Annotated in this window: 17 protein-coding genes, 8 tRNA genes and 2 rRNA genes; 26 read left to right on the forward strand and 1 reads right to left on the reverse strand. The window is 43.8% G+C overall.

Features of this window, described 5'->3' with window-relative positions:
• Positions 1-101: 101 nt before the first annotated feature.
• Positions 102-581 carry a PH domain-containing protein gene (locus tag BBI08_RS02655; protein WP_008498821.1) on the forward strand — a complete coding sequence of 160 codons (480 nt, stop codon included), beginning with the start codon at positions 102-104 and terminating at the stop codon, positions 579-581.
• Positions 574-2085: a PH domain-containing protein gene (locus tag BBI08_RS02660; RefSeq protein WP_008498823.1), complete on the forward strand. Its 1512-nt coding sequence runs from the start codon at positions 574-576 to the stop codon at positions 2083-2085. Before BBI08_RS02655 ends, BBI08_RS02660 begins: the two co-directional genes overlap by 8 nt.
• 48 nt (positions 2086-2133) lie before the next feature.
• Here BBI08_RS02660 and BBI08_RS02665 read toward each other — a convergent pair whose 3' ends face one another.
• Positions 2134-2742 carry a rhomboid family intramembrane serine protease gene (locus BBI08_RS02665; RefSeq protein ID WP_008498824.1) on the reverse strand — a complete coding sequence of 203 codons (609 nt, stop codon included), beginning with the start codon at positions 2740-2742 and terminating at the stop codon, positions 2134-2136.
• A gap of 68 nt (positions 2743-2810) precedes the next feature.
• On the opposite strand from BBI08_RS02665, the gene acpS reads away from it, so the two are divergent.
• From acpS to BBI08_RS02785, 24 genes are all read left to right on the forward strand, one after another.
• Positions 2811-3164, forward strand: coding sequence for a holo-ACP synthase (gene acpS, locus BBI08_RS02670; RefSeq protein WP_008498825.1), 354 nt, complete (start codon positions 2811-2813; stop codon positions 3162-3164).
• A gap of 15 nt (positions 3165-3179) precedes the next feature.
• On the forward strand, positions 3180-4337 hold the full coding sequence (alr, locus tag BBI08_RS02675) for an alanine racemase (RefSeq protein WP_065528466.1): 1158 nt from the start codon (positions 3180-3182) through the stop codon (positions 4335-4337).
• Between the two features lie 43 nt (positions 4338-4380).
• Positions 4381-4665 carry a hypothetical protein gene (locus tag BBI08_RS02680; protein WP_008432414.1) on the forward strand — a complete coding sequence of 95 codons (285 nt, stop codon included), beginning with the start codon at positions 4381-4383 and terminating at the stop codon, positions 4663-4665.
• 4 nt (positions 4666-4669) lie between these two features.
• Positions 4670-5020, forward strand: coding sequence for a type II toxin-antitoxin system PemK/MazF family toxin (locus BBI08_RS02685; RefSeq protein ID WP_008432415.1), 351 nt, complete (start codon positions 4670-4672; stop codon positions 5018-5020).
• Between the two features lie 162 nt (positions 5021-5182).
• Positions 5183-6010, forward strand: a complete 828-nt coding sequence (locus BBI08_RS02690) for an RsbT co-antagonist protein RsbRA (protein ID WP_008498826.1) — start codon at positions 5183-5185, stop codon at positions 6008-6010.
• A complete protein-coding gene (locus BBI08_RS02695; RefSeq protein ID WP_008498827.1) occupies positions 6010-6372 on the forward strand; it encodes an STAS domain-containing protein in 363 nt (120 codons plus the stop codon). Before BBI08_RS02690 ends, BBI08_RS02695 begins: the two co-directional genes overlap by 1 nt.
• Positions 6373-6374: 2 nt before the next feature.
• Positions 6375-6776: an anti-sigma regulatory factor gene (locus BBI08_RS02700; RefSeq protein WP_008432420.1), complete on the forward strand. Its 402-nt coding sequence runs from the start codon at positions 6375-6377 to the stop codon at positions 6774-6776.
• Between the two features lie 12 nt (positions 6777-6788).
• Positions 6789-7790 carry a PP2C family protein-serine/threonine phosphatase gene (locus BBI08_RS02705; RefSeq protein ID WP_008498828.1) on the forward strand — a complete coding sequence of 334 codons (1002 nt, stop codon included), beginning with the start codon at positions 6789-6791 and terminating at the stop codon, positions 7788-7790.
• Positions 7791-7886: 96 nt separating this feature from the next.
• Positions 7887-8216 (forward strand): anti-sigma factor antagonist, encoded by a 330-nt coding sequence (locus BBI08_RS02710; protein WP_008498829.1) that lies wholly within the window; start codon positions 7887-7889, stop codon positions 8214-8216.
• Between the two features lies 1 nt (position 8217).
• Complete coding sequence (gene rsbW / locus BBI08_RS02715) at positions 8218-8688, forward strand: anti-sigma B factor RsbW (protein WP_008498830.1); 471 nt, start codon at positions 8218-8220, stop codon at positions 8686-8688.
• Positions 8666-9448 (forward strand): RNA polymerase sigma factor SigB, encoded by a 783-nt coding sequence (sigB, locus tag BBI08_RS02720; RefSeq protein ID WP_008498831.1) that lies wholly within the window; start codon positions 8666-8668, stop codon positions 9446-9448. The genes rsbW and sigB overlap by 23 nt, the downstream gene beginning before the upstream one ends.
• Positions 9448-10047, forward strand: coding sequence for a PP2C family serine/threonine-protein phosphatase (locus BBI08_RS02725; protein ID WP_008498833.1), 600 nt, complete (start codon positions 9448-9450; stop codon positions 10045-10047). The genes sigB and BBI08_RS02725 overlap by 1 nt, the downstream gene beginning before the upstream one ends.
• Positions 10048-10101: 54 nt before the next feature.
• Entirely contained in the window at positions 10102-12267 is a 2166-nt protein-coding gene (locus BBI08_RS02730) for a Tex family protein (RefSeq protein ID WP_008498834.1), read from the forward strand.
• A gap of 22 nt (positions 12268-12289) precedes the next feature.
• Entirely contained in the window at positions 12290-12742 is a 453-nt protein-coding gene (locus tag BBI08_RS02735; RefSeq protein ID WP_008498835.1) for a SprT family protein, read from the forward strand.
• A gap of 172 nt (positions 12743-12914) precedes the next feature.
• Positions 12915-12989 (forward strand) — tRNA-Asn (locus BBI08_RS02740).
• A gap of 5 nt (positions 12990-12994) precedes the next feature.
• Positions 12995-13069 (forward strand) — tRNA-Glu (locus tag BBI08_RS02745).
• A 128-nt stretch (positions 13070-13197) separates the two neighbouring features.
• Positions 13198-13274, forward strand: a tRNA-Met gene (locus tag BBI08_RS02750).
• A gap of 3 nt (positions 13275-13277) precedes the next feature.
• A tRNA-Asp gene (locus BBI08_RS02755) sits at positions 13278-13353 on the forward strand.
• Between the two features lie 5 nt (positions 13354-13358).
• Positions 13359-13433: transfer RNA gene (locus tag BBI08_RS02760), tRNA-Gln, on the forward strand.
• A gap of 102 nt (positions 13434-13535) precedes the next feature.
• Positions 13536-13621 (forward strand) — tRNA-Leu (locus BBI08_RS02765).
• Positions 13622-13634: 13 nt separating this feature from the next.
• Positions 13635-13711: transfer RNA gene (locus BBI08_RS02770), tRNA-Arg, on the forward strand.
• 25 nt (positions 13712-13736) lie between these two features.
• Positions 13737-13810, forward strand: a tRNA-Gly gene (locus BBI08_RS02775).
• Positions 13811-13981: 171 nt separating this feature from the next.
• Positions 13982-15532, forward strand: a 16S ribosomal RNA gene (locus BBI08_RS02780).
• A 207-nt stretch (positions 15533-15739) separates the two neighbouring features.
• Positions 15740-18673 (forward strand): 23S ribosomal RNA (locus tag BBI08_RS02785).
• Together the 16S and 23S rRNA genes with 8 tRNA genes alongside form the textbook arrangement of a ribosomal RNA operon.
• Positions 18674-18738: the final 65 nt, after the last annotated feature.

Raw genomic sequence — 18738 nt, forward strand, 5'->3', positions numbered from 1 at the left:
CGTACGTCCTTTTTTGCTGTTTGAATATCAGTTACAATGAAGTGAAACGTTCTGATGAGTAAATCGTATAATGTAGTAGGTAGACGATTGGAGAGAAGACAATGGATAACCAACCGAAAAATCAAATTTCACGAAAAGGCTTAACAGTCTGGCGTGTATACGGCAGTATGGAGACAGCGGTTATTGCGTTAATAGCAATTGGAGCTGGCGTTCTCACTTATTTTTTTGACTGGCCACAATGGCTTTATGCGATTTACGGAGCAGTCATTCTGCTATTTGGCGTCGTGCTGATTTTTTGGTTTCCAAAAATTAGGTGGCAACGGTGGCGTTATGAAGTAAGAGAACATGAAATCGAACTGCAGCACGGCTTATTTATTGTTACGCGAACTTTGGTGCCGATGGTGCGTGTCCAACACGTAGATACTGAACAAGGACCTATTTTAAGAAAGTATGACTTAGCGGAAATTTCCATTTCAACAGCCGCGACCACTCACACAATTCCAGCATTGGTAACAGCAGAAGCAGATGAGTTGAGAGCGAGAATTTCTGTATTGGCAAGGGTGGCGGAAGATGATGTATGAAGGACGTTATAAACTGCATCCGATTTCGGCATTTTTAAACTTTATTAAAGGAATGAAAGAATTACTTCTTCCGTTTATTATCATTTTTGGCGTCAATATTTTCAGAGGTGATGGCATCAGTTCGATGTTTAACCAAGGTTGGCAAGGGATGATTCCTGTAATCGTGGGCGTTGCGATGTTGTTATTTCTGTTGATTTCCGGAATTATCAAATGGAAACGTTTTGTTTATTGGTTTGAAGATGGAGAACTTCGTATTGAATACGGTTTGTTTGTGAAGAAAAAAAGGTACATACCATTCGAACGAATTCAAAGTTTAAATTATGCAGAAGGCATTTTTCACCGACCGCTTGGACTAGTAAAAGTGAAAGTAGAAACAGCAGGTTCAGGAAAAGTAGGGCAAGCTGAAGCTGAATTGACGGCAATTTCAAGAGAAGATGCGGATCGTATTGAAAAAGAAATGGAAAAAGCCAAACATCAACTGTCGCGAGAAAAAACTCCGATAATCGGACCTGTAGAGTTTGTTGAAGTTCCTGTTAAAAAAACGACCAAAACGCTTTATCATATGTCTATCAAAGAACTATTAATTCTTGCTACAACTTCTAGCGGAATTGGCGTTGTCATTTCAGCCGTAGCGATTTTTCTTTCTCAGTTTTCTGAGTTTATCCCGTACGATGCTGTTTATGAAGAAATCATCTTATTTTTACGTTTTGGTGCATTAATAGTTGCGCTAACCATCTTTGTTGTTTTAGTAATGGCATGGGTCATTTCGGTTATAATGACGATTGTAGCGAATTACCAATTTACGATTCAGTACGACGAAGATCGGATATATATTACTAGAGGCTTATTAGAGAAAAAGAAAGTCTCAATACCGTTAAAGCGTGTTCAAGGAATTAAAATAAGCCAAAATCCTTTGAGGGAACTATTCGGTTATGCAACAGTCGTAGTCGAAAGTGCAGGTGGGTCAGTGGGAGATAAGGACGAAAAAATTCGTCTATTTCCTTTGGTGAAAAAAACTCGGATGTTGCCAATTCTAGAAGAATTGTTTCCAGAGTTAGAATGGACGCCCCAATTGGTTGGAGCGCCAAAGCGCAGCATTCATTTTTTCTACCGCTTAAATTTAGTTTGGCTTTCTCCGATGTTTGCAGCTGTAGGGTATTTCTTTTATCCATACGGACTTCTGGCTTTGCTTATTGTGCCGGTGGTTATCGTTATTGGTATTTGGCAACACCGAACTGTAGGGTATGCGCTCGGTGAAAGGCAATTAACCGCTCAATTTAGAGGGCTTAGCAAGCACCGCTATTTTATATTGAAGAAAAGAATTCAAGTTGTTCAAGTAACACAAAGTTATTTTGAGCGACGCAAAGGAATTGCCTCGATTCACGTGACTATTAAATCGGGTATGATGGGTGCCACTGCAACAACCCCTCATATGGAAAAAGAAGATGCTAGCCAAATTCTAGTTTGGTATAAACCGTTTGGAGCAAAAGAGCAGTCGAGTTGAAAATTGGAGTATAAAAAAAGACGGCCGGATATAAAAATCCGGCTGTCTTTATTTTTTAGCTCGCCAGCTAACGATGCGTTTTGGGTGGAAATAACTAAGACCGATTAAGAACCCGGTAATCATTCCGGCGATGTGTGCGGTCACGTTAATGTTTGGTGTTAAGAAAGTCATAACTATACTAATAACGATAATTGGGAGTATAATTTGTTTAAGTTGGGGTAAAGCGCGTCCCCCGTAATACACCAATGCACCAAATGCGCCGAAAACGCCGAAAATGGCACCACTTGCCCCGACGTGGGAATAATCGAGTGGTTGTAAGAAATAAGTAGCTGCAGAAGCGAAAAAGCCTGCTAGTAAGTAAATCGTTATAAAACGAATTTTGCCGGTTAATCGTTCTAACTCAGGTCCGAAAAGGAATAAGGAAAACATATTAAACAGCAGGTGCATCACTCCACTATGCAGGAACATTGGGGTAAAAAAGCGCCACCATTGACCTTCTGCAATGTAAAAGTTAGATCCTACACCATAAAAATAGATCCATTGACCAAGAGAAGGTAACCACGTTAGTACATAGACCAACAGATTAAGAGCAATCAAAGTGGAAACGACCGGATACATACGCAAGTATTGCTTAAAACTTTCTGTTCGAATAAACATTTTGTCACCTCTATTTCATACGTTTTATTATACCTGTTACTTGTTTGCGAATGAAAGGAGAAACATTTATGATTACAGGAATTGGGCTGGATATTGTTGAAATGTCACGAATCCACCGATTAGATACCAAATCACCAAGATTTAGAGCACGTGTACTAACTGACTATGAACAAACGGAATACAATCAGTTAACAGAAACAAGAAAAACTGAATTTCTTGCCGGTCGTTTTGCGGCAAAAGAAGCATATTCCAAAGCAAAAGGCACTGGAATTGGCAGGGAATGTTCTTTTCAAGACATCGAAATTAGAAAAGATACTAAAGGAAAACCTGCTATTTACTTCCAAGGGATAGAAACGGGGTTAGTGTCTATTACACATTCGAAAGAATTTGCAGCGGCGCAAGTTCTTTTACAAACAATATAACCAGGTGGTGTTGAGATGATAGAAAATTACCGTCCGACTAAAGCGGTCATTGATTTAACAGCAATTAAAAGTAATTTAACTTATTTTCAAGAAAAAGTCGGTGATGCCGATGTAATTGCAGTGGTAAAAGCAGACGCTTATGGACATGGTGTTCTAGAAATTGTAAAAACAGTTATTGAAAATGGGGTCCGTATGCTCGCGGTAGCGACTCCGGATGAAGCTCTTTTTCTCCGCAATCACGGCATAGATACCGAATTGTTAGTGTTAGGAGCCACTCCTTCGCAGTTTATTCCAATCGCGCAACAGCACAATATTATCGTGACTGCAATCTCGCTTGACTGGTTATCAATGGCAGCGATGCACGTAGAAAAGAATTTAGATGCATTAAAGATTCATTTGAAAGTAGATACCGGGATGAGACGTATCGGGGTCCAAGTAAATGAAATCGATGAGGCTTTTGGTTTTATTGCCGATCATGACTTTGACTTTAAAGGCATCTTTACTCATTTTGCGACTGCAGATGAAAAAGATTCTCCACTTTTCAGTCAGCAAGTAAACGCAATGAATACGATTCTAGATAAGTTAGATGATTCTTCTGTAATGGTCCATATATCGAATAGTGCAGCTGCTATTATGCATCCGGACTTAGTGTGCGATGCAGTGCGTATTGGAATTTCGTTATACGGGATTGCGCCTTCTCCTTATGTAGGTGAGGAAATGGATTTTGAATTACAACCTGCACTTAGTCTTGAAACCGAAATGATTCAAGTAAAAAAACTAAAAGCTGGAGAAGCATTAAGTTACGGAGCTACATATCGCGCTGAACAAGACGAGTGGATTGCGACGATACCAATCGGTTATGCAGATGGCATGTTACGTGGTTTACAAGGTCAAGATGTCTTGGTGAAAGGAAAACGTGTCCCAATCGTTGGTCGGATTTGTATGGACCAATGCATGGTTCGACTATCTGAGAGATCTCTAATTGGAGAAAAAGTTCAGTTGATTGGGCGACAAGGGCAACAACGGATTTTAATTGACGAATGGGCCGTTAAGCTTGAAACAATTCCTTATGAAATTCCTTGTATCTTAACAAAACGAGTGCCGCGTGTGTATGTAGAAAGAGCAGAGCTTACCGATTTTTCTTTTCAGCAGTCTAATAAGATGTTAAGATAGAATAGACTAAGACAGAAGAACGGTATTTTCGGAGGTGTCGGCTGTGTACGGTAAGTCAAAGACAAAAGAAGTGGTTGTGAAAATGCCAAAGCAATTTATTTCGGAGTTGACAACTCATTCAAATGAGCATGTTCAGGAAAGTGGAGATTATATTTACGTTTCCACAAACCGGGTGACGAAAAATCTATACGACTCATATCATATTCGGGAAGCGATGATCAAGGGCTACGTGGAGATGTCACAAATCAATCTATCGATTGCTTGTGAATGTTCTCACGCTGAGTACGAAGCGGAGCATACGACCGTGCGACTCGTAAGCGGAGGGTGACAACTTGATTGTAAAACGCGGAGATGTTTTTTTTGCGGAATTATCGCCAGTCGTCGGGTCTGAGCAAGGTGGGACCCGCCCGGTTCTGGTGATTCAAAACGATATAGGGAATCGATTTAGTCCCACCGTCATTATTGCTGCAATAACGGCACAGATTCAAAAAGCTAAATTGCCGACTCATGTAGAAATCAATGCCAAAAAATATGGTTTTGAGCGTGATTCTGTTATTTTGCTTGAACAATTACGAACAATTGATAAGTCGAGATTAACCGACAAAATTACTCAACTTGACGACACATTGATGGAAAAAGTGGATGAAGCATTGGAAATCAGCGTGGGCCTAGTGAAATTTTAAGCATACATACTTCTGTAAAGGCATCTTGAGAATTTTCTCAAGATGTTTTTTATTGTTTGATATGTTAGCAAAAAAGATGTGAAAAAAACGAATTTCCGCTACAATAAAGAGTAGTAAACGAAAAAGGGATACATAGTTCGACAGGGAGGGTTTTTAGTCAATATGAATAAACAGATGGCTCAATATATACAGGGCAATTTAACCGAAATTATTTCGCAGTGGCAAGGGAAAATGAAGAACGAAGAAGAGGAACTTTCTTTTCGGATTATGCCTGAAGAGCTATTGAATCAAACAAGTTACGAATTTGCAGAACTGATGATTTCTAATTTACTAGAAAACCATCAAGCGTATGAAAGTCGTATAAATGATTTCGCTGAAAAAGTTGTTCGCCTCGGATGGTCAATTACATTTGTGACGAAGGCAATTGGACACTTTGCTGAAATCGTTTATGAGGATATGAGAAAAGAAGAAATGATTAATGATGGAAATCTTGCTGATTATATAGAAGAATTTTCAAAGTGGATTACGCCTATTCGAGAGAGCACAATACAAGCTTACTCTAAAACATGGGAACGTACTGTAAGTTTGCAAAAAATTGCGCTACAGGAACTATCTGCATCATTGATTCCAGTATTTGAAAAAGTATCCGTTATGCCTTTAGTTGGGACAATTGATACCGAACGAGCAAAATTGATTATGGAGAATTTGCTTGAAGGTGTCGTAAAGCACCGTGCGGAAGTTGTTTTGCTCGATATAACTGGTGTTCCTGTAGTTGATACTATGGTGGCTCATCACATTATCCAAGCGGCAGATGCTGTACGTTTAGTAGGAGCAAAATGTATGCTTGTCGGAATTCGACCTGAAATTGCTCAAACAATTGTTACGTTAGGCATAAATTTAAATGATTTCACAACAACAAGCACTTTGCAGCGAGGCGTAGAACAGGCGCTAGCTTGGACGAATCGGAAAATTGTGGAGGTTGAAGACTGATGAATTTTAGAATTCCAATTTTAAAATTAAGAGATACATTAATTGTTTCGATTCAATGGGAACTTGACGATCAAACAGCTCTTCAATTCCAGGAAGACTTATTGAAAAAACTTCATGAAACAAGTGCGCGAGGTGTCGTAATTGATTTGACATCGATCGATTTTATCGACTCATTTATTGCAAAAGTTCTGGGAGACGTCATCAGCATGTCAAGCTTGATGGGGGCCAGAGTAGTTATTACCGGTATTCAGCCAGCAGTTGCTATCACTTTAATCGAGTTAGGAATTCGACTTGAAGATGTTATGACAGCGCTAGATTTAGAAAATGGTCTGGATAAACTTCAATTGGAATTGGAGGCTTAACCATGAGCGATGAGTCCTCGGTAGAAATTTTAACGGAATGGGATATTGTTGCCGCAAGACAACTCGGACGTAATGTCGCGAAAGAACTTGGTTTTGGCACAGTTGATCAGGCCCGTATTACAACGGCTATAAGCGAGCTTGCTCGCAACATATATTTATATGCTGGCAAAGGCAGAATCGAAATTCAACAATTGACTGAAAATGGTCTTAAAGGTATTTTAATTATTGCAGCAGACAGCGGTCCCGGAATTTCCGATATTCGTCAAGTGATGGAAGATGGATTTACGACTTCAGGTGGATTGGGAGCAGGGCTTCCGGGTGTTAAGAGATTAATGGATGATTTTAAGATTGAAACAATTGTGGGCGAAGGTACAGATATAAGAGCTACGAAGTGGCTTCGTTAGGGGGAACACCCAGTGATTCACGAAATCGAGAATCAGTATAAAGAAATTTTAAATGAATACATGAAAAAACAAACCGAACAAAATTTGTATGTGGGTCAAAACTTCAGCCGACAACTCATCTTAGAAAATATTTCGCCCGAAGAAGTCATCAGTATGCACAAAGGGGCAATCCAAGAACTTTATGATGAGTTGCCGGATGTGGTATGGCATTCTTTCGACTTCTTAATCGAAATGATGATCAATTATGGATTGGCGCTTCAAGAGCGACAAAGTCTCTTAAAGCAACAGGAAGAGTTGAAAGTGGAAATGGATTTGGCAGCGAATGTACAGGAGACGTTGCTAAAAACAAAATTACCTTTACTCGAAGGCTTAGATATTGGCCTTCTTTCTATTCCTGCCCGAAAAATGAATGGCGACTATATCTATTTTGTTAGTGAACATGATGGTTATGCAGGGGTAGCGGTTGCAGATGTAATCGGTAAAGGCCTTCCTGCAGCTCTTTGCATGTCTATGATTAAATTTGGTATGGATAGTCTAAGTAGCTCGCAAGCGCTTCCGAAAGATGTGCTAAGTATCATTAACCGGATTGTTGAGAAAAGTGTGGATGATTCAATGTTCGTTTCCATGTTCTATGGAAATTATGACGCGAAGAAAGCACGTTTGACATATGGTTCAGCAGGACACGAACCGGCTATTTTATATCGTGCAAAAGACAACGAATTTATGGAATTGAATGCAAAAGGCTTGTTGCTTGGTGTATCACCAGCTGCTGTCTACGAAGAACACGCAGTCGATTTGGAAAAAGGCGACTTGGTCATTATGATGACAGATGGCGTAACAGAAGGCAGGAACGAGGAAGGCTTTATCGAGCGCGAAGTTATCTATGAATTAATCGAACGGAAAAAAGAAGAAGCTGCGCAAGTGATTGTACAGTATGTTTACGATGAGCTTGAACGAATGCAAAATGCACAGTTTCAAGATGACTTTACATTAGTGATTTATAAAAAAGTCTGATAGTAGGTTTAAAGAGTTGCTATGAGTGGTATTAAGGCTTAGAATAGCTTTTTTAAAAGCGAGATTGAATTTTAAAAAACGGGGTGTCAAATTACAATGAATATTCAAGTAGACTTAACTGAATCGAATAATGTTCTTGAAGGATCTATAGGTGGAGAAATTGATGCACATACTGCACCAGTTTTACGTGGGAAATTAGAAGATTATCAAAGTCACCAAGGTTTAGAAGCAGAGTTGGATCTTTCTGACGTTAATTATATGGATAGTACAGGGCTAGGTGTTTTTGTAGCTTTTTATAAATCGGTCAATTCAAATGGTGGGCATGTAAAATTAAAAGGACTCTCCGTTCGATTGAAACGACTTTTCGATATTACCGGTTTAGGCGATATTATGGACATTGAATCAGTCGGGAAGGAGGGGAACTGATATGCGCCCTTTCGATTATGTAGAAATGCGAGTTCCCGCTAAATCGCAATATGTAGGTGTTGCAAGACTTACCATTTCAGGTTTGGCTAGTCGTATCGGTTTTTCGTTTGACGATATAGAGGATTTGAAAATTGCGTCTAGTGAAGCAGTAACAAATGCAGTTCAACATGCTTATACTGAAGGTGAGCAAGGCGAGGTTGTCATTGGTTGCGCACTTTATGAAGACAAAATCGAGATTATGGTAGCTGATCATGGCCGTAGCTTTGACTTTGAAGAAACGAAAGCAAAAGTCGGTCCGTATCATGATGAAGAAGAAGGTGCTTTTCTCCGTGAAGGAGGTCTCGGCTTGTATTTGATTGAAACATTAATGGATGAAGTTAAAGTTCATCATCAAGAAGGAGTAACCATCTTCATGACAAAGCATGTTGAAGGAGAGCAGGTGGAGAAGGATGTCGAAACAGTCTCATCCTAATCAGCCTACTAAAGAACAGGTGCTTGATTGGATTGAAGCTTATCAAAAAACAGAAGATGAAGAAGCCCAGACAAACTTGGTGTTAAATTATAAACGCCTTGTAGAATCCATTGCACGAAAATATTCAAATGGAAAATCTTATCATGAAGATATTGCGCAAGTAGGGATGCTGGGGCTGTTAGGAGCTATTAAACGCTATGACCCTACATATGGTCGTAGTTTTGAAGCCTTTGCTGTTCCTACAATTATCGGTGAGATTAAACGGTTCTTGCGTGATAAAACATGGGCGATTCATGTCCCGCGCCGTATAAAAGAATTGGGTCCTCGGATAAAAGCGACAGTTGAAGTGTTGACAACAGAGCTTCAACGTTCACCGCAAGTGTGGGAAATCGCTGAATATCTAGACGTTGAAGAAGACGATATATTGGAAGCAATGGAGATGGGCAAAAGCTATCAAGCACTTTCAATGGATCATTCTTTAGAGGCAGATTCAGATGGCAGTACAATTACTTTATTTGACGTAGTTGGCCAAGAAGACGATGGTTATGAGAAAGCGGATCAGCGGATGCTTGTAGCTGAAGCGATGAATGTGCTTTCTGAACGAGAAAAGCAGATCATCCAATTCACCTACATAGAGCAGCTGAGCCAAAAAGAAGCCGGGGATAAACTCGGGATTTCTCAAATGCACGTTTCTCGTTTGCAAAGAAAAGCGATTAAGAAACTTCAAGAAGCAATATTAGCAGCTGGCGGAGTTTCCTAGTGGAGAAAATTCAGCATAATTTTATAAATGCTTTTATTTTCAACGCAGCAAAAAAAGGGAATTATGAATCTGGCGACAGTTATCACACCGTTTTGACAGATGATTACTTTATTTGCTCCGTAGCTGATGGATTAGGAAGTGGGCCCATAGCGCGTGAATCGTCTCAAGTGATTCCTCAGATATTAAGGGAATATCATCATGAAACTGTGGATCAATTAATGCAACGCTTTAATAAATTGATGATTCACAAACGAGGCGCCGCTGTGGCAATTTTTAAAGTTGATTTTAATAACAAAACACTTGAATACAGTTGTGTTGGCAATATCCGATTTTATCTATACCGCAAAGTGAAAGATGAAATTATTTATCCATTGCCGGTAATGGGGTATTTGTCAGGACGTCCGCAAAAACTGCGTACTCAGCTTTACACGTATGTGGAAAATGATTTGTTTTTGATTCATTCTGATGGAGTAGATTTAAGAAATCCAAAATCTATGATGCGTAAAGCAACAGTACCTGAACAATTATACAGTGACATAGTAGAGTCGATCCAAACGGGTGACGACGCTACATTCATAACAGGAAGTCTTCTCAAATGAGAAGGCTTCTTTTTTATGTGTTAAAATGAGAAAGAATTGAAGGGGAGTGTCTAGATGGAAATGCAACAAATTCATACATTAATTGCAAAAGAAACGGGCGTGCGAAACAATCAAGTCGCGCAAGTTATCGCTTTAATCGAAGATGGCAACACCGTACCATTTATCGCTCGTTACCGAAAAGAAGCAACCGGCTCGTTAGATGAAGTTCAAATAAAAGCAATTGATGATCGGTATACATACATTCAAAATTTAGAACAACGGAAAATAGAAGTGATTCGGTCTATATCGGAACAAGAAAAACTAACAGAGGAACTAGAAAAGGCGATTCACGGTGCAACTGTTTTACAACGCGTGGAAGATTTATATCGACCATACAAACAAAAACGTCGTACAAAAGCGATTATCGCAAAAGAAAAAGGCTTACAACCGTTAGCTGATTGGTTGTTAGAGCCTGGTGATGAAAAAATGATGGAAAAAGCGCAAGCATTTGTCAGCGAAGAAGTGGGCATCGCTTCTGCTGAAGAAGCCATTCAAGGCGCTCAAGATATTTTGGCAGAATTATTTGCGGACGATCCAGATGTTCGAGAGAAAATTCGTTACATGACTCGAAAAAATGGAACCATTGCCACAGTAGCTAAAAAAAATCACGAAGACGAAAAACAAGTCTTTCAAATGTATTACGAATACGAAGAAGCGATCCAAAAAATTGTGCCGCATCGAATTTTAGCGATTAATCGTGGAGAAAAAGAAGACGTTCTAAAAGTTTCCATTAATCCGCCTGTGGATCGCATTGTGACTTTGATGAAAAATAATTGGATAAAGCAAACGCGTTCAACAACAGATGTGATAGCTGAAGCGATTGAAGACAGCTATAAGCGTTTGATCCAACCGTCTGTTGAGCGGGAAATTCGCGCCGAGTTGAGTGAAAAAGGAGAAACGCAAGCCATTCATATCTTTTCAGAGAACTTGCGCAACCTTTTACTGCAACCGCCTATGAAAAACAAAATGGTCCTCGGTGTGGATCCAGCTTATCGTACAGGCTGCAAGCTGGCAGTTATCGATGAGACAGGTAAGTTGTTAGAAGTCGCGGTTATTTATCCGCATCCACCAAAATCTGATCAAGCGGGCTCGAAAAAAATTATGGAACGCATAACAGCTAAATATCCGATTGAAATTATGGCAATTGGTAACGGTACTGCGTCGCGTGAGACAGAACAATTTGTTGCGGACTTCCTAACAGAAACATCGGCAGATATTTCTTACGTGATTGTTAATGAAGCAGGAGCTAGTGTTTATTCGGCATCTGATATTGCGCGTGCAGAGTTTCCGGACTTAAAAGTTGAAGAGCGGAGTGCGGCTTCGATTGCACGCCGTCTGCAAGATCCACTCTCGGAATTGGTGAAGATTGATCCAAAAGCGGTAGGTGTTGGGCAATACCAGCACGATGTTTCTCAAAAGAAATTAGCAGATCAGTTAACTTTTGTAGTTGAGACAGCTGTTAACCAAGTTGGGGTCAACGTCAATTCTGCATCGGCTTCGTTATTACATTATGTGGCAGGGTTAAGTAAAACAGTAGCGGAAAATGTGATTAAAGTGCGTGATGAAAATGGCCGCTTTACTTCACGTGCGCAGTTGAAAAAAATTCCGCGTCTAGGAGCCAAGACGTATGAACAGGCAATCGGATTTTTACGGATTCCTGAAGGCAAGAACCCATTAGACGCAACAGGGATTCATCCTGAGAGTTATGATATTGCAGAGAAACTGCTGAAGCTAGTAGGCGAAGACAAAAAAACTGTTGGAAAAGCAGGGCTCTCTGAAAAACTTGAAGCACTCGAGCTAACCGAGTTAAGTGTAGAGTGGGGTGTCGGAGAAATTACGTTGAAAGATATTTTGGATGCATTGAAAAAGCCGTTCCGTGATCCGCGTGATGAATTTCCGCAACCGTTATTGAAAAATGATATTTTGAAAATGGAAGATTTGCTTCCGGGCATGGAAGTGCAAGGAACTGTTCGCAACGTGGTCGACTTCGGAGCGTTTATTGACATCGGAGTAAAGCAAGATGGCTTAGTCCATATCTCGAAACTGAAAAAAGGTTTTGTTAAGCATCCACTAGAAGTGGTGGCAGTTGGGGACATTGTCACTGCATGGGTTGAAAAAGTAGAAAAAGATAAAGGGCGCATTGCCTTGACGATGCTACAGCCGAAAGAGCAAACCCTTTAACGTTGAGTATAGGGGAATTACAATGACGAATGAAGAACTAACGGAATTGATAAAAGAAATCTCGCTAGCAAGTTTTGCAAAACCATTTCGGCATGAAGGCATTTTCAATTCTAGACTGAGAACGACAGGAGGTAGGTATCTGCTGCGTTCTCATCATATTGAAATCAATCCAAAGTCTTACGAGAAGTTTGGATATGTCGAACTCGAAGGGATTATTAAACACGAGCTATGTCATTATCACCTTCATATAGAAGGAAGAGGGTATAAGCACCAGGACCAAGACTTTAAAGAGTTACTAAAGAAAACAGGATCACCCCGTTTTTGTTCGTTGTTGGAAAACAAAACACAGCAACGTTCTGCGAAGACCTATGTTTACCAATGCGTGGCGTGTGAAACAAATTACAAGCGCAAGATTCGAATGAATACAGAGCGATATAGATGTGGCCGCTGCTCTGGAAAACTAGTGGCGCAATAATAATTCATCCGAAAAGGAGGCAGCCTAAATTGGTTTGTCTCCTTTTTTATTGAGGTATAGCTTAAGGTTTTGAGCAATGAAAAACAAAAGTGAAATTAAAATAAAAAAAGGTATTGACGATTCTCTCAGACCTCTTTATAATAGAAAAAGTCGACAAGTACTTAAACAATATTCCGAAGTAGCTCAGTGGTAGAGCACCGCACTGTTAATGCGATGGTCGTAGGTTCGAGTCCTACCTTCGGAGCCATTCACGGCCCCTTGGTCAAGCGGTTAAGACACCGCCCTTTCACGGCGGTAACACGGGTTCGAATCCCGTAGGGGTCACCATCTTTTAAAAAACAATTAATCTGAAAAGTTATAGTTAGATAATAAGTGTGTTACACTAATACATAAGTTAAACAACTGTAAGAAAACAAGTTGATTTTTTCGAAAGAAAAACATTCTTATACTATTGTCGCGGGGTGGAGCAGTTCGGTAGCTCGTTGGGCTCATAACCCAAAGGTCGCAGGTTCAAATCCTGCCCCCGCAACCAAATGGTCCCGTGGTGTAGCGGTTAACATGCCTGCCTGTCACGCAGGAGATCGCCGGTTCGATCCCGGTCGGGACCGCCATTTATTGGGGTATAGCCAAGCGGTAAGGCAACGGGTTTTGATCCCGTCATGCCCTGGTTCGAATCCAGGTACCCCAGCCATTATTATTAAACCGAAACGACAATGAATTAGAAATTCTAATTTCTCATTGACATTAACATGAAGATGAAGTATAATAGAATTTGTCCTTAAAATTAATTCAAGCGGTCGTGGCGGAATGGCAGACGCGCTAGGTTGAGGGCCTAGTGGGAGAAATCCCGTGGAAGTTCGACTCTTCTCGGCCGCACCATATAATCTCTAATGCGCCCGTAGCTCAATTGGATAGAGTACTTGACTACGAATCAAGCGGTTAGAGGTTCGAGTCCTCTCGGGCGCACCATGTTTTCTCAACCTTATATAATAACGCGGGTGTAGTTTAGTGGTAAAACCTCAGCCTTCCAAGCTGATGATGGGGGTTCGATTCCCCCCACCCGCTCCATAATTTTTAAACACTTGAACCTTGAAAACTGAACAGCAAAACGTCAACAAAACGCAACGGTCGCGCAAAACGGCCCGCGCAAAACTTACTGATCAACGCAAGTAGATCAAAGCGAATCGTGCGTCTTCGGACGGCGATACGCCAGCAGTATTGAGCAATCAACACTACTCTATAATGGAGAGTTTGATCCTGGCTCAGGACGAACGCTGGCGGCGTGCCTAATACATGCAAGTCGAGCGGAACCAGAGGAGCTTGCTCCTTCTGGTTTAGCGGCGGACGGGTGAGTAACACGTGGGCAACCTGCCCTGCAGATCGGGATAACTCCGGGAAACCGGTGCTAATACCGAATAGTTTGCGGCCTCTCCTGAGGCTGCACGGAAAGACGGTTTCGGCTGTCACTGCAGGATGGGCCCGCGGCGCATTAGCTAGTTGGTGGGGTAATGGCCTACCAAGGCGACGATGCGTAGCCGACCTGAGAGGGTGATCGGCCACACTGGGACTGAGACACGGCCCAGACTCCTACGGGAGGCAGCAGTAGGGAATCTTCCGCAATGGACGAAAGTCTGACGGAGCAACGCCGCGTGAGTGACGAAGGTTTTCGGATCGTAAAACTCTGTTGTGAGGGAAGAACAAGTACCAACTAACTACTGGTACCTTGACGGTACCTCACCAGAAAGCCACGGCTAACTACGTGCCAGCAGCCGCGGTAATACGTAGGTGGCAAGCGTTGTCCGGAATTATTGGGCGTAAAGCGCGCGCAGGCGGTTCTTTAAGTCTGATGTGAAAGCCCACGGCTCAACCGTGGAGGGTCATTGGAAACTGGAGAACTTGAGTGCAGAAGAGGAAAGTGGAATTCCATGTGTAGCGGTGAAATGCGTAGAGATGTGGAGGAACACCAGTGGCGAAGGCGACTTTCTGGTCTGTAACTGACGCTGAGGCGCGAAAGCGTGGGGAGCAAACAGGATTAGATACCCTGGTAGTCCACGCCGTAAACGATGAGTGCTAAGTGTTAGGGGGTTTCCGCCCCTTAGTGCTGCAGCTAACGCATTAAGCACTCCGCCTGGGGAGTACGGCCGCAAGGCTGAAACTCAAAGGAATTGACGGGGGCCCGCACAAGCGGTGGAGCATGTGGTTTAATTCGAAGCAACGCGAAGAACCTTACCAGGTCTTGACATCCCACTGACCGGTGTAGAGATACACTTTTCCCTTCGGGGACAGTGGTGACAGGTGGTGCATGGTTGTCGTCAGCTCGTGTCGTGAGATGTTGGGTTAAGTCCCGCAACGAGCGCAACCCTTGATCTTAGTTGCCAGCATTCAGTTGGGCACTCTAAGGTGACTGCCGGTGACAAACCGGAGGAAGGTGGGGATGACGTCAAATCATCATGCCCCTTATGACCTGGGCTACACACGTGCTACAATGGACGGTACAAAGGGTTGCCAACCCGCGAGGGGGAGCCAATCCCATAAAACCGTTCTCAGTTCGGATTGTAGGCTGCAACTCGCCTGCATGAAGCCGGAATCGCTAGTAATCGTGGATCAGCATGCCACGGTGAATACGTTCCCGGGCCTTGTACACACCGCCCGTCACACCACGAGAGTTTGTAACACCCGAAGTCGGTGAGGTAACCCTTGTGGAGCCAGCCGCCGAAGGTGGGACGGATGATTGGGGTGAAGTCGTAACAAGGTAGCCGTATCGGAAGGTGCGGCTGGATCACCTCCTTTCTAAGGATAAATTCGGAACCGGGCGCCCTAGGCGCTCCGGGGTTGACGTTTTGCGTTCAGTTTTGAAGGTTCACCTTCAGGCGGCAACGCCTTTTTTTGTGACTTTCAAACTTGTTCTTTGAAAACTGGATAAAACGACATTGAAACAATATGCAAGAAATTCAAGTACGCGTGACAATTTTTGTCACAACTTTTTAATTAACCATTGGTTAAGTTAGAAAGGGCGCACGGTGGATGCCTTGGCACTAGGAGCCGAAGAAGGACGGCACTAACACCGATATGCTTCGGGGAGCTGTAAGTGAGCTGTGATCCGGAGATTTCCGAATGGGGGAACCCACTACTTTTAATCGAGTAGTATCCATGTGTGAATCTATAGCACATGAGAAGGCAGACCCAGGGAACTGAAACATCTAAGTACCTGGAGGAAGAGAAAGCAAATGCGATTCCCTGAGTAGCGGCGAGCGAAACGGGATCAGCCCAAACCAAGAGGCTTGCCTCTTGGGGTTGTAGGACACTCTATACGGAGTTACAAAAGGTAGGATTAGGCGAAGCGACCTGGAACGGTCCGCCGCAGCGGGTAACAGCCCCGTAGCCGAAAACCTTACCCCTCCAGAGTGGATCCTGAGTACGGCGGAACACGTGAAATTCCGTCGGAATCTGGGAGGACCATCTCCCAAGGCTAAATACTTCCTAGTGACCGATAGTGAACCAGTACCGTGAGGGAAAGGTGAAAAGCACCCCGGAAGGGGAGTGAAATAGATCCTGAAACCGTGTGCCTACAAGTAGTCAAAGCCCGTTAATGGGTGATGGCGTGCCTTTTGTAGAATGAACCGGCGAGTTACGATTACATGCAAGGTTAAGCTGAGAAGGCGGAGCCGCAGCGAAAGCGAGTCTGAATAGGGCGCCAGAGTATGTAGTTGTAGACCCGAAACCAGGTGATCTACCCATGTCCAGGGTGAAGGTAAGGTAACACTTACTGGAGGCCCGAACCCACGCACGTTGAAAAGTGCGGGGATGAGGTGTGGGTAGCGGAGAAATTCCAATCGAACCTGGAGATAGCTGGTTCTCTCCGAAATAGCTTTAGGGCTAGCCTCAAGATAGAGAATCCTGGAGGTAGAGCACTGTTTGGACTAGGGGCCCATCCCGGGTTACCGAATTCAGACAAACTCCGAATGCCAGTGATTTATGCTTGGGAGTCAGACTGCGAGTGATAAGATCCGTAGTCAAGAGGGAAACAGCCCAGACCACCAGCTAAGGTCCCCAAATATCCGTTAAGTGGAAAAGGATGTGGCGTTGCTTAGACAACCAGGATGTTGGCTTAGAAGCAGCCATCATTTAAAGAGTGCGTAATAGCTCACTGGTCGAGTGACACTGCGCCGAAAATGTACCGGGGCTAAACGGATTACCGAAGCTGTGGATGGATCTCGTAAGAGATCCGTGGTAGGAGAGCGTTCTAAGGGCGTTGAAGTCAGACCGGAAGGACTGGTGGAGCGCTTAGAAGTGAGAATGCCGGTATGAGTAACGAAAGACGGGTGAGAATCCCGTCCACCGAATGCCTAAGGTTTCCTGAGGAAGGCTCGTCCGCTCAGGGTTAGTCGGGACCTAAGTCGAGGCCGATAGGCGTAGACGATGGACAACAGGTTGATATTCCTGTACCACCTCCCCGCCGTTTGAGCAATGGGGGGACGCAGAAGGATAAGGAGAGCGTGCCGTTGGTTGTGCACGTCCAAGCAGTGAGGCGTGGAATGAGGCAAATCCCATTCCTGATACGTTGAGCTGTGATGGCAAGAGGGTTTACCCTTAGAGTCCCTGATTTCACACTGCCAAGAAAAGCCTCTAGCGAGGCGGGAGGTGCCCGTACCGCAAACCGACACAGGTAGGCGAGAAGAGAATTCTAAGGTGAGCGAGTGAACTCTCGTTAAGGAACTCGGCAAAATGACCCCGTAACTTCGGGAGAAGGGGTGCTCTGGTAGGGTGTATAGCCCGAGAGAGCCGCAGTGAATAGGCCCAGGCGACTGTTTAGCAAAAACACAGGTCTCTGCAAAACCGTAAGGTGACGTATAGGGGCTGACGCCTGCCCGGTGCTGGAAGGTTAAGAGGAGTGCTTAGCGCAAGCGAAGGTGCGAATTGAAGCCCCAGTAAACGGCGGCCGTAACTATAACGGTCCTAAGGTAGCGAAATTCCTTGTCGGGTAAGTTCCGACCCGCACGAAAGGCGTAACGATCTGGGCACTGTCTCAACGAGAGACTCGGTGAAATTATAGTACCTGTGAAGATGCAGGTTACCCGCGACAGGACGGAAAGACCCCGTGGAGCTTTACTGTAGCCTGATATTGAATTTTGGTGCAACTTGTACAGGATAGGTAGGAGCCTTAGATTCCGGAGCGCCAGCTTCGGAGGAGGCGTCAGTGGGATACTACCCTGGTTGTATTGAAATTCTAACCCACAAGCCTGATCGGCTTGGGAGACAGTGTCAGGCGGGCAGTTTGACTGGGGCGGTCGCCTCCTAAAGAGTAACGGAGGCGCCCAAAGGTTCCCTCAGAATGGTTGGAAATCATTCGAAGAGTGTAAAGGCAGAAGGGAGCTTGACTGCGAGACGTACATGTCGAGCAGGGTCGAAAGACGGGCTTAGTGATCCGGTGGTTCCGCATGGAAGGGCCATCGCTCAACGGATAAAAGCTACCCCGGGGATAACAGGCTTATCTCCCCCAAGAGTCCACATCGACGGGGAGGTTTGGCACCTCGATGTCGGCTCATCGCATCCTGGGGCTGTAGTCGGTCCCAAGGGTTGGGCTGTTCGCCCATTAAAGCGGTACGCGAGCTGGGTTCAGAACGTCGTGAGACAGTTCGGTCCCTATCCGTCGCGGGCGCAGGAAATTTGAGAGGAGCTGTCCTTAGTACGAGAGGACCGGGATGGACACACCGCTGGTGTACCAGTTGTTCTGCCAAGGGCATCGCTGGGTAGCTATGTGTGGCCGGGATAAGTGCTGAAAGCATCTAAGCACGAAGCCCCCCTCAAGATGAGATTTCCCATTGCGCAAGCAAGTAAGATCCCTCAAAGACGATGAGGTAGATAGGTTCGAGGTGGAAGCGTGGCGACATGTGCAGCTGACGAATACTAATCGATCGAGGACTTAACCAACACAATGTACGCGAAGACTTGCACGTTCCAATGTCGTTTATCCAGTTTTGAGTGAACAAGCACTC

Origin of the sequence: Planococcus halocryophilus (assembly GCF_001687585.2) — a bacterium.
Taxonomy (GTDB): Bacteria; Bacillota; Bacilli; order Bacillales_A; family Planococcaceae; genus Planococcus; species Planococcus halocryophilus.

What these genes read in the sequence shown, in the direction of transcription:
- BBI08_RS02655 (WP_008498821.1), top strand. Translation starts at nt 102, where the DNA reads ATGGATAACCAACCGAAAAATCAAATTTCACGAAAAGGCTTAACAGTC.
- BBI08_RS02660 (WP_008498823.1), top strand. Translation starts at nt 574, where the DNA reads ATGTATGAAGGACGTTATAAACTGCATCCGATTTCGGCATTTTTAAAC.
- BBI08_RS02665 (WP_008498824.1), bottom strand. Translation starts at nt 2,742, where the DNA reads ATGTTTATTCGAACAGAAAGTTTTAAGCAATACTTGCGTATGTATCCG.
- acpS (WP_008498825.1), top strand. Translation starts at nt 2,811, where the DNA reads ATGATTACAGGAATTGGGCTGGATATTGTTGAAATGTCACGAATCCAC.
- alr (WP_065528466.1), top strand. Translation starts at nt 3,180, where the DNA reads ATGATAGAAAATTACCGTCCGACTAAAGCGGTCATTGATTTAACAGCA.
- BBI08_RS02690 (WP_008498826.1), top strand. Translation starts at nt 5,183, where the DNA reads ATGAATAAACAGATGGCTCAATATATACAGGGCAATTTAACCGAAATT.
- BBI08_RS02695 (WP_008498827.1), top strand. Translation starts at nt 6,010, where the DNA reads ATGAATTTTAGAATTCCAATTTTAAAATTAAGAGATACATTAATTGTT.
- BBI08_RS02700 (WP_008432420.1), top strand. Translation starts at nt 6,375, where the DNA reads ATGAGCGATGAGTCCTCGGTAGAAATTTTAACGGAATGGGATATTGTT.
- BBI08_RS02710 (WP_008498829.1), top strand. Translation starts at nt 7,887, where the DNA reads ATGAATATTCAAGTAGACTTAACTGAATCGAATAATGTTCTTGAAGGA.
- rsbW (WP_008498830.1), top strand. Translation starts at nt 8,218, where the DNA reads ATGCGCCCTTTCGATTATGTAGAAATGCGAGTTCCCGCTAAATCGCAA.
- sigB (WP_008498831.1), top strand. Translation starts at nt 8,666, where the DNA reads ATGTCGAAACAGTCTCATCCTAATCAGCCTACTAAAGAACAGGTGCTT.
- BBI08_RS02730 (WP_008498834.1), top strand. Translation starts at nt 10,102, where the DNA reads ATGGAAATGCAACAAATTCATACATTAATTGCAAAAGAAACGGGCGTG.
- BBI08_RS02735 (WP_008498835.1), top strand. Translation starts at nt 12,290, where the DNA reads ATGACGAATGAAGAACTAACGGAATTGATAAAAGAAATCTCGCTAGCA.